Genomic DNA, 13,843 nt, shown 5'->3' on the forward strand with positions numbered 1-13,843 from the left:
TCGTCTTGCAGCTGCAGCCTGAGGCTGGCAACTGCGGTAAAGAGGTTTTGAAAAATGGCTGAACGTCTGAACAACGACTTCCAGTTCATCGAAGTGGGCCGCAAGGACCCGAAGAAAAAGCTGCTGCGCCAGCGCAAGAAAGAGTTCGTGGAAATCTACGAGCCGTTCAAGCCGCAGCAGTCCGTGGAGCAGGCGCACCGCTGCCTGGGCTGCGGTAACCCGTATTGCGAATGGAAGTGCCCGGTCCACAACTTCATCCCCAACTGGCTGAAGCTGGTTTCCGAAGGCAACATCCTGGCGGCGGCCGAGCTGTCGCACCAGACCAACACCCTGCCGGAAGTGTGCGGCCGCGTATGCCCGCAGGACCGCCTGTGCGAGGGTGCCTGCACCCTCAATGACGGCTTCGGCGCGGTAACCATCGGCTCGGTCGAGAAGTACATCACCGACACCGCCTTCGCCATGGGCTGGCGCCCGGACATGTCCAAGGTCAAGCCCACCGGCAAGCGCGTCGCCATCATCGGCGCCGGCCCCGCCGGCCTGGGCTGTGCCGACGTGCTGGTACGCGCTGGCGTGACCCCGGTGGTATTCGACCGCAACCCGGAAATCGGCGGTCTGCTGACCTTCGGCATTCCCGAGTTCAAGCTGGAAAAGACCGTGCTCAGCAACCGCCGCGAAGTGTTCACCGGCATGGGCATCGAGTTCCGCCTGAACACCGAGGTGGGCAAGGACGTGACCCTGGAACAACTGCTCGCCGAGTACGACGCGGTGTTCATGGGCATGGGCACCTACACCTACATGAAGGGTGGCTTCCCCGGTGAGGACCTGCCGGGCGTGCATGACGCGCTGGACTTCCTGATTGCCAACGTCAACCGCAACCTGGGCTTCGAGAAGTCGCCGGAAGATTTCGTCGACATGCAGGGCAAGAAGGTGGTGGTGCTCGGTGGTGGTGACACCGCGATGGACTGCAACCGCACCTCGATCCGCCAGGGCGCCAAGTCGGTGACCTGTGCCTATCGCCGTGACGAGGCGAACATGCCGGGTTCGCGCCGTGAGGTTAAAAACGCCAAGGAAGAGGGCGTGAAGTTCCTGTACAACCGCCAGCCAATCGCCATTGTCGGTGAAGACAAGGTCGAAGGCGTGAAGGTGGTCGAGACCCGTCTCGGCGAGCCGGATGCCCGTGGCCGTCGTAGCCCCGAGCCGATTCCTGGTTCCGAAGAGATCCTGCCGGCCGATGCCGTGGTGATCGCCTTCGGCTTCCGCCCCAGCCCGGCGCCGTGGTTCGAGCAGCATGGCATCCAGTTGGACAGCCAGGGCCGTGTGGTGGCACCGGAGAAGGGCAAGTTCAAGCACCAGACCAGCAACCCGAAAGTGTTTGCCGGTGGCGACATGGTGCGTGGGTCGGACCTGGTGGTGACGGCGATCTTCGAAGGGCGTACTGCTGCCGAGGGGATCCTCGACTACCTCGAAGTCTGATAGCCCATAGGGGCCGCTTTGCGGCCCATCGCGACGCAAGGCCGCTCCTGCAGGGGATCGCTATGTCCTGTACTGGCTGCCTTGTGTCGCGATGGGCTGCAAAGCAGTCCTCCCAACAGCATTCTTGTATACAAAAATGCTTGATCCATGGCATCCAATAGACAAAACGCATGGCCCTGGCCGTGCCTTTTGCGCTGGCGTCTGAGAAAATGCCCGCACTTTTTTTCCGGATGCCGACATGACTGCCCTGAAGAACGATCGTTTCCTGCGTGCACTGCTCAAGCAACCCGTGGACGTTACCCCCGTGTGGATGATGCGCCAGGCCGGCCGCTATCTGCCGGAGTACCGCGCCAGCCGCGCCAAGGCCGGTGACTTCATGAGCCTGTGCATGAACCCGCAGTTCGCCTGCGAGGTCACCCTGCAGCCGCTGGACCGCTACCCGCTGGATGCGGCGATCCTGTTCTCGGACATTCTCACCATCCCCGACGCCATGGGCCTGGGCTTGTACTTCGAAACCGGCGAAGGCCCGCGTTTCAAGAAGGTCATCAGCAGCCCGGCCGATATCGAAGCGCTGCCGATCCCCGATCCACAGAAAGACCTCGGCTATGTGATGGACGCGGTCAGCACCATCCGCCGCGAGCTCAACGGCCGCGTGCCGCTGATCGGCTTCTCCGGTAGCCCATGGACCCTGGCCACCTACATGGTCGAAGGCGGCTCGTCGAAGGACTTCCGCAAGACCAAGGCGATGGCCTACGACAACCCGCAAGCCCTGCACCTGCTGCTGGACAAGCTGGCGCAGGCGGTTACCAGCTACCTCAACGGCCAGATCCTCGCCGGCGCTCAAGCCGTGCAGATCTTTGACACCTGGGGCGGCAACCTGTCGGCGGCGGCCTACCAGGAGTTCTCCCTGGCCTACATGCGCAAGATCGTCAGCGGCCTGATCCGCGAGCACGAAGGGCGCAAGGTGCCGGTAATCCTGTTCACCAAGAATGGCGGCCTGTGGCTGGAAAGCATCGCCGAAGCCGGTGCCGATGCGCTGGGCCTGGACTGGACCTGCGAGATTGGCGACGCTCGCCGCCGTGTGGGTGACAAGGTGGCGTTGCAGGGCAACATGGACCCGACCGTGCTGTACGCCAAGCCCGAAGCCATTCGCAACGAAGTCGCGCGGATCCTGGCCAGTTACGGCCATGGCACAGGCCACGTGTTCAACCTCGGCCACGGCATCACCCCGGAAGTCGACCCGGAGCACGCTGGCGTGTTCATCAACGCCGTGCATGAGCTGTCGGCGCAGTACCATCAGTGAGTTGCTCGCTGAAAACCAAAGCCCGGCCATGTGCCGGGCTTTTTGTCGCGTTAAGTTTTAATTCAGCGATCGTCGCTAATCTGGTCCCATCGAAACCGAAACAGGACCTGATTCTCATGAAAGCACGTTATCTTGCGTTGATCCTCGCCCCCTTGTTCAGCACCGCCGCCCTGGCTGCCAGCTACACCGGGCCGGGCGCCCAGTCGGTTACTACCGTAGCTGCGGCCAACGATGCGGCCGATGACACCCCGGTGGTACTGCAAGGCTACGTGACCAAGAAGATCAACAACGACGACAAGTACGAGTTCAAGGACAACACCGGCACCATCACCGTTGAAATCGATGATGAAGACCTGCCGCCGACGCAGTTCAACGACAAGACCAAGGTCAAGCTGACCGGTGAGGTGGAGAAGCACCTGATGAGCCGGGAAGTGGATGTGGACAGGGTCGAAATCATCAACTGATCCGAGATCCAGGGGCTGCAAGGCAGCCCCAATGTTCAGATCGACTTAGGTGCCAGCTTGCTCAGGTGCAGCGCCACCAGCAACGCCACCGCCAGCAGGCTGCCGATGAACAGCCCGATGCCGTTCCAGCCCCACTGGTGCCAGAATACCCCGCCCGCCGTACCGGCCACACTCGACCCCGCGTAATAGCTGAACAGGTACAGCGACGAGGCCTGCCCCTTGGCTTTCAGCGCCCGGCGACCGATCCAGCTGCTGGCTACCGAATGCGCGCCAAAGAAGCCGAAGGTGAACACCAGCATGCCCAGGATCACCGCTACCAGGGGGCTGGCCAAGGTCATCAGCAAGCCACTCGCCATCACCACGATACTGGCCCAGAACACCTTGCGCCGGCCCAGCTTGTCGGCCAGGGCGCCGACCTGCGCCGAACTGTAGATGCCCGACAGGTACACCACCGACAGCAAGCCGACCAGCGCCTGGTTCATGTGGTAGGGCTCGGCCAGCAGGCGATAGCCGATGTAGTTGAACAGGGTGACGAAGGCGCCCATCAGCAGGAAGGCTTCAAGGAACAGCCAGGGCAGGCCGGCATCCTTGAAGTGCATGACAAAGCCATCCAGCAGGCTACGCGGGTTCATCGCCTGTGGGCGGAAGTTGCGCGATTCGGGCAGCACCTTCCAGAACACCAGCGCGGCGGCCAGGGCCAGGCCACCGATGGTCAGCATCGCCGTATGCCAGCTGACGAAATCGATCAGTACACCCGTGATCAGGCGCCCGCTCATGCCGCCAATGGCATTGCCGCCAATGTACAGGCCCATGGCCAGGCCGATGTGCTGCGGGTGGATCTCTTCGCTGAGGTAGGTCATCGCCACTGCCGCCAGGCCGCTCAGGGACAGGCCGACCAGGGCACGGCTGGCCAGGACCAGCTCCCAACTTGGCATCACTGCACTGGCCAAGGTGGAAAGGGCCGCACAGGCCAGGGCAAACACCATCACCGGCTTGCGGCCGATGCGGTCGGAAATGGGCCCGGTAATCAACAGGCCGAACGCCAGCATCGCCGTCGATACCGACAGCACCAGGCTGCTCTGCGCTGCGTTGATGGCAAATTCCTTCGACAGCAGCGGCATCATCGGCTGCACGCAATACAACAGCGCGAAGGTGGCGAAGCCGCCGCTGAACAAGGCCAGCACGGTCTTCATGAACGCAGGCGTGCCCTTTTCGATCCACATTTCGTTCAAGGAGGCGGGTTCTGGCTCGGCGGGAAGGGGCGCTACAGCAGTTTTCACGGGCGGGGACCTCTGACGCAATGAAAAAAAGCATATAGCTGGCTAATGATTAGTTCCAATATATTGTTCGACCTATTTAAGACGTTTGACGACTTGTTCGGAGCCGATCATGGAACTGCGCCATCTGCGTTACTTCATCGCCGTTGCCGAAGAGCTGCACTTTGGCCGCGCCGCCCTTCAGCTGGGCATTTCGCAGCCGCCCTTGAGCCAGCAGATCCAGGCGCTGGAGCAGGAGCTGGGCGCACGGCTGTTCGAGCGCACCAACCGGCGCGTCGAGCTGAGCGAGGCGGGGCGGTTGTTCCTCGACGAAGCCCGCCAGGTACTGGCGCAGGTGGAAAAAGCCGCCGATGTGGCGCGACGTGCGCAGTTGGGCGAACTGGGCGAAATGAAGATCGGCTTCACCTCCTCGGCCCCGTTCACCTCGAAGATCCCCAAAGCCATCCATGCGTTCCGCCAGCGTTTCCCGGCGGTGCACCTGAACCTCAGGGAAATGAGCAGCCGCGATGTCGCCGAGGGGGTGTTCGATGAATCCATAGAGGTAGGGCTGATGCGGCCGATGCCGCTGCCGGAAGGCCTGGTCGCCACCGAGCTGTTCAGCGAGCCGCTGGTAGCGGTAATCAACGCATCGCACCCGCTGGCCGAAGGTACCCAGCATGGCGTGCACATGGCGGCGCTGGCCCATGAGCCGTTCGTGTTCTTCCCGCGCAGTTATGGCAGCGGCCTGCATGCGCAGCTGTTGAGCCTGGCGCGGCAGGCGGGCTTCAGCCCGCATTTTGCCCAGGAAGCGGGGGAAGCGATGACCATCATCGGCCTGGTGTCGGCGGGGTTGGGGGTCTCGGTACTGCCGGCCTCCTTCCAGCGCATGCGCATCGAAGGCGTGGTGTACCGCACCCTGCTCGATGACGGGGCGATGACGGCGGTGTGGCTGGTACAGCGCGAGCGCGGCAGGTCGGCCATGGCCAGGGCCTTTGCCGATTTGGTGACCGGGCAGGCCTATGACTGACGACCTGCAGGTGTGAACGGCAAATGGCGCTGGCCATTGCCGCAGCGCCGCCACATACTCGGGCATTCGTTGAAACACGGAGGTCTATCATGCGGCGCGTGGTGTTCAATCAGAAAGGTGGCGTGGGCAAGTCGAGCATCGCCTGCAACCTGGCGGCGGTCAGTGCCAATGAAGGCTACCGGACCCTGCTGATCGACCTGGATGCCCAGGCCAATTCGACCCAGTACCTCACCGGCCTCACCGGCGAGGACATCCCCACTGGCATCGCCGATTTCTTCAAGCAGAGCCTGTCCAGCGGGCCGTTCAGCAAGAAGAACAAGGTCGATATCTACGAGACCCCCTTTGACAACCTGCACGTGGTCACCGCCACCGCCGAACTGGCCGACCTGCAGCCGAAGCTGGAGGCCAAGCACAAGATCAACAAGCTGCGCAAACTGCTCGACGAACTGGACGAGGACTACGAGCGGATCTATATCGATACCCCGCCGGCTTTGAACTTCTATGCGGTTTCCGCCCTGATCGCCGCCGATCGCGTACTGATTCCCTTCGATTGCGACAGCTTTTCGCGCCAGGCCCTGTATGGCCTGCTGGCCGAGATAGAAGAGCTCAAGGACGACCACAACGAAGACCTGGTGGTAGAAGGCATCGTGGTCAACCAGTTCCAGTCCCGTGCCAGCCTGCCGCAGCAGATGCTCGATGAGTTACTGGAGGAGGGGTTGCCGGTGCTACCGGTGTACCTGGGCAGCTCGGTGAAGATGCGTGAATCGCACCATGCCAGCCTGCCGTTGATTCACCTGGAGCCCAGGCACAAGTTGACCCAGCAGTTTGTCGAATTGCACGATTTGCTTGAGGAGAATGGCTGAGGATCTTCAGCGCCCATGAGACCGAGCACCGCCCGTGCGGCGCTCGATCTCATAGGCGCCACCTTACATAAGGTGTTCGCCTGGTTGCCCTGATGCAGTCCGAAGCGGAACCAATGTTTCACCGCGATAGAGCGATATGAAGATGTTCATCACCCTATCCCAACGGAGCCCTAAACCCCCTGGCTACGCAGCCATTCCAGCAACGACTGGAGTGGAAACGCCCCGGCCTGGCGGCTGATCTCGCGGCCGTTCTTGAACAGGATCAGGCTGGGAATCGAGCGGATGCCGAGTTGTCCGGCGAGGTTGCGGTTGGCCTCGCTGTCGAGCTTGGCCAGGCGGCAGCGGCCGCTTAGCTGGCGCGCGGCCTGTTCGAAGGTCGGGGCGAAGGATTTGCACGGGCCGCACCAGTCGGCCCAGACGTCGATCAGCAGTGGCAGGTCGCCCTTGATCTGGCTGGCATAGTTGGCTTCGCTGAGTTCGAACGGGGTGCTCAGCAGCACGTCCTGCTTGCAGCGGCCGCATTTCGGGGCGTCACCCAGGCGCGCCGCCGGCAGGCGGTTGAGGCCGTTGCAGTGGGGGCAGGGGATTACCAGTGGATCGGACATGTGAACTCCTTGAACATTACGAAGAACAGCTGATTTCCAGATGCTTGCCCCACTCCGGTGGGCGCTCGGCGTAGGCCTGCATCCCGGCCTGCTCTTCAAATGGCTTGCTCAACACCTGATGCAAACGCCGTACTTCACTGTAGTCGCCCGCTTCCGCCGCTTCGATGGCTTTCTGCGCCAGGTAGTTGCGCAGCACATACAGCGGGTTGACCGCATGCATCCGCTCCCGACGCCCATCGGCATTAGCCGCTTCACGCTCGCAACGGGCCAGGTAGTCCGCCCCCCAGGCATCGAAACCGGCCAGGTCGATGAAGTCGTCGCGCACCACTTTCAGCGCTTCGGCTACCGGCTTGTCACCCAGCTTGCGGAAGAACAGGTTGTAGTCCACGCCACCGCTCTGCATGCGCTGCAACAGGCGCTCGACCAACGCCATGTCGTCGTCCTCGGCGCTGGTCAGGCCCAGGCGGCGGCGCATCAGGTCTAGGTAATGGGCCTGGTAAAGCGGCAGGAACAGCCCCAGCGCCTCCTTCAGGGGTTCCACTTCGATCACCGTAGTCAGTGCCTGGGCCAGGGCGCTGAGGTTCCAGTGGGCGATCGGTACCTGGTTGGCATAGCTGTAGCGGCCACGGTCGTCGGAGTGGTTGCAGATGAAGTTGGCGTCGAAGTCGTCCAGGAACGCATAAGGGCCGAAGTCGAAGGTAATGCCGAGAATCGACATGTTGTCGGTGTTCATCACGCCGTGGCAGAAGCCATAGGCCTGCCAACGGGCAATCAGTTCGGCGTTGCGCTCGACAATGCTGCGGAACATGGCCAGGTAGGGCTGCTCGGCGTCACGGCATTCGGGGTAGTGCTGTTGCAGCACATGGTCGATCAGCACGCGCTGCTGCTCGGGCTGCTTGGTGTAGTAGAAGTATTCGAAATGGCCGAAACGCACGTGGCTTGGCGCCAGGCGGGTGAGCATGGCCGCGCTTTCACGGGTTTCACGCCATACCGGGGTGCTGGAGCCGATGACGCACAGCGCCCGGCTGGTGGCGATGCCCAGGGCGTGCAGGGCTTCCGAGGCGAGGAATTCGCGGATCGACGAGCGCAGCACGGCGCGGCCGTCGCCCATGCGTGAGTAAGGGGTCTGGCCGGCGCCCTTGAGGTGCAGGTCCCAGTGCTCGCCGGCGTCATTGAGCACTTCGGCCAGCAGCAGACCGCGGCCATCACCCAGCCGTGGGTTGTACGAGCCGAACTGGTGACCGGAATAGACCATCGCCCGTGGGTCGGCCTGGTCCCACAGCTTGTGGCCGCTGAACAGCTCGGCGAACAGCGGCAGTTCGGCCTGGGCCGGGTCGAGGTCGAGCAGGGCCATGGCTGACTCGCTCGCTACCACCAGGCGCGGCTCGGCGATGGGGTCGGGGAGCACCTGGGTGGAGAACGCATCGCCCAGGCGGGCGAAGCGGTTGTCGAAGATGAGTTGGTCGAGGGCTTTCACAGGCCGGCTCCTGGGGTTGAGTGTCCGGGGCCGCGCTACGGCCCTTCGCGAGCTTGCCCGCGAACGAGGGCAAAGGCCTCGCGGGGGTTTGCCCAGAATAAAGCATTGGAGCGTTCTCAGGCCGAAGCAGTGCCATCCGATTTCGGCTGCTCCACCGGAACCAGCTGTTGCTTGCCGCCTTTCGGGTCCATCAGGAATACCTCTACCTGGCGTACCGAGATCTTGATGTTGTGCGCCTTGAACTCACGGTTGATGTAGCGGTTGATCTCATCCAGGGTCGGGTTGCGGTCGCCCAGGTCGCGCACGTGCATGCGCAGCTCGTGGTCCAGTGAGCTTTCGCCGAAGTTGAGGAAATACACGATCGGCTCCGGGTCCTTGAGCACCCGTGGGTTCTCATGGGCACCCTTGAGCAGCAGGTCGCGTACCAGGTCCAGGTCGGAGCCGTAGTCGATGCCCAGCTTCAGTGTCACCCGGGTGACCGTGTCGGTCAGCGACCAGTTGATCAGCTGGCCGGTGATGAAGGTCTTGTTGGGGACGATGATGTCCTTGCGGTCGAAGTCGGTGATGGTCGTGGCGCGGATGCGGATCTTGCTCACGGTACCCGACAGGTTGCCGATGGTGATGGTGTCGCCGATACGCACCGGGCGTTCGAACAGGATCATGATGCCGGAAATGAAGTTGGCGAAGATTTCCTGCATGCCGAAGCCCAGGCCCACCGACAACGCGGCCACCAGCCACTGCAGCTTGTCCCAGCTGACCCCGAGGGTCGACAGGGTACTGACGATGCCGACGCCGACGATGGTGTATGACAACAGCGTGGTGGTGGCGTAGGCGCTGCCCTGGGCCAGGTTCAGGCGTGACAGCACCAGCACTTCCAGCAGGCCTGGCAAGTTGCCGGCCAAGGCAAAGGTAATGCCGACGATGACCAGGGCGCCGAGCAGGTCGCCGAGGCTGATCGGCACCATGCTGGCGGCGGCACCGGTGCCGCTGGTGTATTCATACAGGACAAAGTTGTTGAGGTAGGCGAACACCGAGATCAGGTCCGACCACACCCAGTACAGGCCGGCAATGAAGCCGCCGAGCAGGGCCAGGCGGATCAGGCGCAGCGACTGCTGGTTGACCTGCTCGATGTCCAGCGTCGGCTCTTCACTGATGACTTCGCCATCCAGCCCTTCCTTGGCCGCCGCCCGTTTGCTCAGCGCGCGCTGGTAGGCCAGGCGCCGTGCGGCCACCGACAGCCCGCGCACGAACGCGGCCTCGATCACCAGCCAGAACAGCAGCAGGTAGAGGGTGTAGATCAGCCGGTCGGTGAGCTTCAGCGCGGTGTAGTAGTAGCCGAAGCACACGGCCACGAACAGGGCGATGGGCAGTGCAGTGAAGGCCACGCCCACGGCCTTGCGGAACAGCGAGGTGTCACGGTGCGCCGGGCTGCTGAGCAGCAGGCGGCTGAGCAGCCAGGCCATCAGGGCATAGCAGGTCAGCACCACGCCGATGCCCAGCACATCGTCGGCCAGCGCCGATGGCTGATGTTCGGCCACGGCCACCACGCCGACCAGCGCCAGCACCACGGTGCCCAGGCGGCGTACCCAGCCGCGCAGGAACTCGACCTGCGGCTTGTGCCAGCGGAAATGGATTTCCGCCACGCCACCGGGGGCGAGGATGCGGTAGGCGGTGTAGAACACCAGCCAGGCCTGGGCCAGCTGCCAGAGGGCGGCGCCGAGGTTGGCGTTCTGCCCACGGGCGTCGATCTGCAGGGCATAGCTGCACAGGGCCAGGCCCAGGCTGACCGGCATCGCCAGCAGGATGTTGATGAGGATCGCCTGCGGTGTATGCCACTGGCTGTCGCGACGGAAATGACCGATGTCCTGGTGCACCTTGCCCAGGCGCTGGTACAGGTACTTGCGCCGCCACAACAGGGCGCCGATCACCAGCAGCAGCGGCAGGAACAGCAACGGCCGCTGGCTGAGGCCGTCGGCCAGCTCATTCAGGCCCGAGCCCCACGGCAGGTTGGCGACCTGGTCGGCCAGGCGTTCCGGCACGTAACGCAGCCAGTCCCAGTCCAGCGGCTTGTTGCTGGGGATCCAGAACATCTGCTCGTCGAGGGTGGTACGCAGGCTCTGGGCGGTGCCCAGCAATTGCTTCTGGTTGAGCTGCAACGTGATCGATTCGTTGAGCAGTGCCGACAGTTCGCGGTTCAGCCGTTCCAGCAGGTCGCTGCGGGTGATGGCTACTTCCAGCAGGGCCTTGCGCAGCTGTGGCGTCACCTCTTCCTGTGGTTGTGCCGCCAGCAGCTTGTCGACGTAGGTGACCGGGCTGCTCATCTGCTCGCGCTGCTGGTTGACCTCGAACTGGTACAGGCGGGTGTCAGCGATCTGGTCGGCCAGGTCGCGGTCCAGTTTCAGGTGCGGCAGGGTCTGCTTCTGCTTGTAGAGGATCTTCGACAGCAGCAGGCTGCCCTTGAGCACGTTGATCTGTTCGTCCAGCGCCTGGTCAGCCTGGGTCAGGCTGTCCAGCTGTTGCTTGGTGCGCAGGTTCTGCTGGGTCAGTTCGTTGAGCCGGTCGGTGCTTTTGAGCAGGTAGTCGGAGAGCTTGAGGTTGACCGCGCTTTCGGTGGCCAGCAGGCTGCTGCCACCGGCCTTCTGGGCCTCGATCGATTGCTGGGTGACGGCTTCCTGGGACTGGGCCAGACGCTTGTCGTTGATCAGGGTCTGCAGGTCCTGGATTTCCTGCTCCAGGCGCGCCGCGCGCTCGATCAGCAAGTCGTGGCGGGCGTTGCCGAGGTCCTGCAGCAGGCTGTTGCCGGCCAGCTCCTGGCGGCGTAGCAGGGTCAGGGCGTTGAGCGAGGCCAGTTCGGCATTCAGCTGGTTGCGTTGGTCAGCGTTGATCGGTTTGCCGGCATCCTTGCCGGTCTTGAGGATGCTGTTGATCTGCTGGGTACGCGCCTGGGCGTTGCTGATTTCCGCCTGGGCGCGTTCCGGACGGGTCTGCGAATTGATGATCAGGCTGTTGGCTTCGGACAACGCCTTCTGTAGCTCGCCCTGCTGGGTGCTGCGCTCGCTGAGCATCTGCTCCAGCTGCGGTACGCTGAGGCTGGCATAGCGCTGGGCCACCGGCTGTGGCTTGCTTTCCTTGAGCTTGGCCAGTTCGTGCTGGCTGTCGCTGGTTTCCTTCGGGGCCCCGGCCAGCTGCTGCTTGAGCGCGGCCAGCTTGTTCTCGTTGTCTTCCTTGCTGGCGAGCAGGCTGAGGGTTTGCTCCAGGACCTGTTGGAGGGCTTTCTGCTCCGCCTCGGGCAGCTTGCGCTCGGCGATCTTGTCGAGGCTGTTCTGGATGCTGGCGGTGGTCGGGGCATCTGCCGCAGTGGCTGCGAAAGAGAGAGACAGGCACAGCCCGAGCAGGGCTGTGCGGAGATACACGCGCAGGGACATAGGCAGGCTACTTGGGAATCAGGCAAACGAAGTTTAGAGGAACAATCCTGGTCCGGGTCGCGTTCCTTCGGGGAATCTGACGCCTACTTTCTGAATCTTGTTCCCGTCCATGGTGGCCACGGTCCAGATTGTGCCATGCCATTCGACCTGGTCACCTACTACTGGAGCGCCTCCGACCTTCTGTCGGATGAACTGCGCCAACGGCATTTTCGCATCCAGGCCATCGAGTTTCAGGCCATACAGCGCTGCCACTGCACCCAGTTCGGCATCGCCTTCGAGTACGAAGTCGCCGAAGAAGCGCAGGTCCAGGCCGCGTTGCGGCGCCTGGCTGAACAGTTTGCCCAGGGCTGGCAGGTTGTGTTCGTGGCCGATCACGCAAAGCATGTCGCCCACTTCAAGCACGGTGCTGCCCGACGGGTGCAGCAGTTGCTCGCCCCGGAACAGGGCGGCGATGCGTGTGCCTTCAGGCATTTTCAGCTCGCGCAGGGCGGCGCCGATGCACCATTTTTCCGCGCCCAGGCGGTAGACGAACAGTTCCCACTCGCTGGTCAGGTGGACTTCCAGGGCGGAACGGGAGATCGGTGCCGGGTCGGGCGGTACGGTCACTTTCAGCAGCTTGGCCATCCACGGCAGGCTGGTGCCTTGCACCAGCAGCGACACCAGCACGATGAAGAACGCCAGGTTGAAGAACAGCTGGGCGTCCGGCAGACCGGCCATCAACGGGAATACCGCCAGGATGATGGGTACCGCGCCGCGCAGGCCAACCCAGGAAATGAAGCCTTTTTCACGGCCATGGAAGGCCTTGAATGGCAGCAGGCTGGCGACCACCGACAACGGGCGCGCCACCAGGATCATCCACAACGCCAGGCCCAGCGCAGGCAGGGCGATGGGCAGCAGGTCGTGCGGGGTGACCAGCAAGCCAAGCACCAGGAACATGCCGATCTGCGCCAGCCAGGCCATGCCGTCGAGCATGTGCAGGATGCCATGGCGGCTGCGGATCGGCTTGTTGCCCAGCACCAGGCCGCACAGGTAGACGGCAAGGAAACCACTGCCGTGCAGGGCGTTGGTCAGCGAGAACACCACCAGGCCGCCAGCGATGACCAGGATCGGGTACAGGCCGCCGGCCAGGTTGATGCGGTTGACCAGTTGCAGCATCAGCCAGCCACCACCCAGGCCCAGCAGCCCGCCGATGCCGAACTCGCGCAGCAGGTGGGTGAGCAGGCTCCAGTGCAGGCCGGTCTGGCCGCTGGCGATCATGTCGATGAGGGTGACGGTGAGAAACACGGCCATCGGGTCGTTGCTGCCCGATTCGATTTCCAGGGTGGCGGTCACCCGCTCGTTCAGGCCTTTGCCGCCGAGCAGCGAGAACACCGCTGCGGCGTCGGTGGAGCCGACGATCGCACCGATCAGCAGGCCCTGGATCAGGCTCAGATCGAACAGCCAGGCGGCGACCATGCCGGTGAGGGCGGTGGTGATCATGACGCCGACGGTAGCCAGCGACAGCGCCGGCCACAGGGCCACGCGGAAGCTCGCAACCCGTGTACGCAGGCCGCCGTCAAGCAGGATCACGGCCAGTGCCAGGTTGCCCACCAGGTAGGCGGTCGGGTAGTTGTTGAAAATGATGCCGCCACCATCGACACCGGCGATCATGCCGACCGCAAGGATGATGACCAGGATAGGGATGCCCAGGCGCGAAGACAGCGAGCTGACCAGGATACTTGCGCCCACCAGCAATGCGCCGATCAGGAACAGGCTGTTGATGGTGCTTGCATCCAAAGGCAGGTACTCCGGGAACCGCGGGGGAAGGGACTCGATAGCAGCTTGCTAGCAGGTCGCGTGCCAACTGATTCTAACCTGATGAATTGGCAGGCTGTAAAGCGTTTCTGCAGATGTGCAAAAGGCACCGCGGTGGGTGCCTTTTGGGTAATGCCTGGAGGGCCTCTTCGCGAG

10 protein-coding genes are annotated in these 13,843 nt (G+C 63.2%); 5 read left to right on the plus strand and 5 right to left on the minus strand.

Annotated features, from left to right (window positions below; genetic code table 11):
- Window positions 1–54: 54 nt before the first annotated feature.
- From ACLEJP_RS22800 to ACLEJP_RS22810, 3 genes are all read left to right on the plus strand, one after another.
- Entirely contained in the window at window positions 55–1,473 is a 1,419-nt protein-coding gene (locus ACLEJP_RS22800) for an FAD-dependent oxidoreductase (RefSeq protein ID WP_440810157.1), read from the plus strand.
- A 238-nt stretch (window positions 1,474–1,711) separates the two neighbouring features.
- Window positions 1,712–2,776: a uroporphyrinogen decarboxylase gene (gene hemE, locus ACLEJP_RS22805; RefSeq protein WP_440810160.1), complete on the plus strand. Its 1,065-nt coding sequence runs from the start codon at window positions 1,712–1,714 to the stop codon at window positions 2,774–2,776.
- Window positions 2,777–2,892: 116 nt separating this feature from the next.
- Entirely contained in the window at window positions 2,893–3,240 is a 348-nt protein-coding gene (locus ACLEJP_RS22810; protein WP_225779584.1) for a YgiW/YdeI family stress tolerance OB fold protein, read from the plus strand.
- 35 nt (window positions 3,241–3,275) lie between these two features.
- Here ACLEJP_RS22810 and ACLEJP_RS22815 read toward each other — a convergent pair whose 3' ends face one another.
- Window positions 3,276–4,463: an MFS transporter gene (locus tag ACLEJP_RS22815; RefSeq protein ID WP_440810204.1), complete on the minus strand. Its 1,188-nt coding sequence runs from the start codon at window positions 4,461–4,463 to the stop codon at window positions 3,276–3,278.
- A 166-nt stretch (window positions 4,464–4,629) separates the two neighbouring features.
- On the opposite strand from ACLEJP_RS22815, the gene ACLEJP_RS22820 reads away from it, so the two are divergent.
- A complete protein-coding gene (locus tag ACLEJP_RS22820) occupies window positions 4,630–5,523 on the plus strand; it encodes a LysR substrate-binding domain-containing protein (RefSeq protein ID WP_440810163.1) in 894 nt (297 codons plus the stop codon).
- An 89-nt stretch (window positions 5,524–5,612) separates the two neighbouring features.
- Window positions 5,613–6,386 carry a ParA family protein gene (locus ACLEJP_RS22825; protein WP_440810165.1) on the plus strand — a complete coding sequence of 258 codons (774 nt, stop codon included), beginning with the start codon at window positions 5,613–5,615 and terminating at the stop codon, window positions 6,384–6,386.
- 170 nt (window positions 6,387–6,556) lie between these two features.
- Here ACLEJP_RS22825 and trxC read toward each other — a convergent pair whose 3' ends face one another.
- The 4 genes from trxC to ACLEJP_RS22845 form a co-directional block, all read right to left on the minus strand.
- Entirely contained in the window at window positions 6,557–6,991 is a 435-nt protein-coding gene (trxC, locus tag ACLEJP_RS22830) for a thioredoxin TrxC (protein WP_225779582.1), read from the minus strand.
- Window positions 6,992–7,007: 16 nt separating this feature from the next.
- Entirely contained in the window at window positions 7,008–8,468 is a 1,461-nt protein-coding gene (selO, locus tag ACLEJP_RS22835) for a protein adenylyltransferase SelO (RefSeq protein ID WP_440810169.1), read from the minus strand.
- Between the two features lie 116 nt (window positions 8,469–8,584).
- Entirely contained in the window at window positions 8,585–11,893 is a 3,309-nt protein-coding gene (gene mscK / locus ACLEJP_RS22840; RefSeq protein WP_440810171.1) for a mechanosensitive channel MscK, read from the minus strand.
- 33 nt (window positions 11,894–11,926) lie between these two features.
- A complete protein-coding gene (locus tag ACLEJP_RS22845; RefSeq protein ID WP_170034328.1) occupies window positions 11,927–13,669 on the minus strand; it encodes a potassium/proton antiporter in 1,743 nt (580 codons plus the stop codon).
- Between the last annotated feature and the right edge of the window lie 174 nt (window positions 13,670–13,843).

The sequence above is a fragment of the Pseudomonas sp. SMV7 genome, from assembly GCF_052041995.1.
GTDB lineage: Bacteria > Pseudomonadota > Gammaproteobacteria > Pseudomonadales > Pseudomonadaceae > Aquipseudomonas.